3 protein-coding genes are annotated in these 2,253 nt (G+C 57.9%); all 3 read right to left on the bottom strand.

From position 1 onward, the window contains the following. Positions 1 to 344, bottom strand: a 344-nt coding sequence (locus tag ACXRVY_RS25035; protein ID WP_458238522.1) for an FAD-dependent oxidoreductase, incomplete at its 3' end; no start/stop codon positions are given. Beyond that, complete coding sequence (locus ACXRVY_RS25030; RefSeq protein ID WP_458238521.1) at positions 341 to 1,858, bottom strand: aldehyde dehydrogenase; 1,518 nt, start codon at positions 1,856 to 1,858, stop codon at positions 341 to 343. The genes ACXRVY_RS25030 and ACXRVY_RS25035, both read right to left, overlap by 4 nt. After that, positions 1,851 to 2,253, bottom strand: a 403-nt coding sequence (locus tag ACXRVY_RS25025; protein ID WP_458238520.1) for a dihydrodipicolinate synthase family protein, incomplete at its 5' end; no start/stop codon positions are given. The genes ACXRVY_RS25030 and ACXRVY_RS25025, both read right to left, overlap by 8 nt.

The following is a 2,253-nucleotide window of genomic DNA, read 5'->3' as shown; positions in this document are numbered from 1 at the left end:
ATCGCAAAACGATTTTGGGTGATCTCCAGCGCCGTTGCAGACTCACTCGCCACGGAATATTCCCCAGACGACAGACTGTGCGGCACATCGATCATGAAGCCCGAGTTCCTGCCTGCCGGCCCCTTGGCGACTTCATGAGCATCGACCACAACGATGCTGTCACCCGGGTGCAACTGTGAAAGTCTGCGAGCGGCGGACAGGCCGGCAAAACCGGCACCGATAATCAGCCAATCCGCCGTCACGTTTCCATCAAGCATGCGGACAGGCGCAGTGCGTGCGGAAATCGCCTCCCAACCTGAAACCCCGGTGTCTACCGGCAGGCGCTTGATGGTATGGGTGCTCATTTTTCGGTCTCTTCATCCRACCGATCAGACACATCGATCCAGATTGTTTTGATTTCGGTGTACTGGTCATGGGCAAAAATGGATTTGTCCCGACCACCGAAGCCCGACTCTTTGTAGCCGCCGAATGGCGTCGATGCATCACCCTCACCAAAGCAGTTCACGGTGACGATGCCGGCGCGAATTTCCCGCGACAACTTGATTGCCCGCCGCAGGCTGCCGGTATATACCGAGGCCGCCAGGCCGTACACCGTGTCATTGGCCAGGGCAATGGCTTCGCAAATCGTGTTGAAGGTGGTGACCGAAAGAATCGGGCCGAAGATCTCTTCCTGGAACAGCCGGTTGTCTCGACCGACACCGTCAATCACCGTAGGCTCTACAAAGGCACCATCTTTGGTCGCGCCGCCGTAGACAACTTCAAGCTTGCCGGCCGCGGCGTGCTCAAGGTACGACTTCACTTTTGCGAAATGCTCAGGGCTGACCAGCGACCCTACGCGGTTTTGCGGATCGAGTGGGTCGCCCATTTTCCATTCGCGGATGTAGGCGCCCATGCGCTCCAGCAGCTCGTCTTTAACAGACGCGTGGACGATCAGACGTGACGTCGCGGAGCAGTTTTCGCCCATGTTCCAGAACGCGCCGTTGACGACATGCTGAGCGACAAGATCCAGGTCTTGGGCATCGTCCATCACCACGGCAGGATTTTTTCCGCCGCATTCGAGAACGATACGTTTCAGGTTCGAATCGGCGGCGTAATGCAGGAAACGCCGGCCGGTCGCGGTGGAGCCGGTGAAGCTGACCATGTCGACATCGTTATGCAAACCGATCGGCTCACCGACGTCTTTGCCCGTGCCGGTCACAATGTTGAGGACACCAGCGGGTATACCGGCTTCAAACGCCAGCTGAGCGACACGCAACGTGGTCAGCGAGGTTTGTTCGGCAGGTTTGACGATGACCGAACAACCCGCAGCGAGCGCCGGGCCGATTTTCCAGGCCAGCATCAGCAGCGGGAAGTTCCAGGGCAATACGCAGCCCACCACGCCGATCGGCTCCCGGACCACCATGGTCAGCGCGTYGCTGCCCACCGGGGCGGTGTTGTCGTAAATCTTGTCGATCAGTTCTGCGTGCCAGCGGATCGTGTGGATGGTGTCGGGGATGTCGACCAACTGACATTCACTGACCGGTTTGCCGCTGTCGAGGCTCTCGAGGACGGCCAATTCGTGTTGATGGCTTTCAAGCAGGTTTGCAAACTTCAACAGAACCGCTTTGCGTTCCCTGGGAGAAATCGATCTCCAGCGTCCATCCTCGAAGGCCTCTTTGGCGTTACTCACCGCAAGGTCGACATCCTCGGACGAACAGGCAGCGACGTCTGTCAAAAACTCACCCGTTGCCGGGTTGTTCGTGGCGAAGGTCTTGCCGGAGATCGCGGGCTTGAACGCGCCATTGATGAACGCCTTGGATGGCAACGAAATGTCTTTGGCCAGCGCGGCATATTCGGCCTTGCTCAGAAGATCACCCATGGCTGGCTCCCGAAGTAATGTTGGCTACGTTACGTTTGAGTTCAGTAATGACCGACGCGAAACTCTGCTTTTCGTCCGCTTCAAGTGGCTGCAATGGCAGGCGCACGTTACCGACTTTCAATCCGGCAACTTCGCAGCCGTACTTGATCGATTGCACGAACTTGCCACCGTCCAGGGCATTCATCAGCGGCATCATTGCCGACATGATTTGACGGCCTTTGTCGAAGTTCTTTTCGATCACGCAGGCTTCATAAAGCGCTACGTGTTCCTTGGGCAGGAAGTTGGAACCTGCGCACACCCAACTGCGGGCGCCCCAGGCAAAAAACTCGAGGGCCTGGTCGTCCCATCCGCAGGACAAGGCGATGTTGGGGAACTGCCGGGCCAGCATATGCACC

The organism is Pseudomonas sp. P5_A2_2 (assembly GCF_054177685.1).
This window is presented reverse-complemented; position numbering and strand designations above follow the sequence as displayed.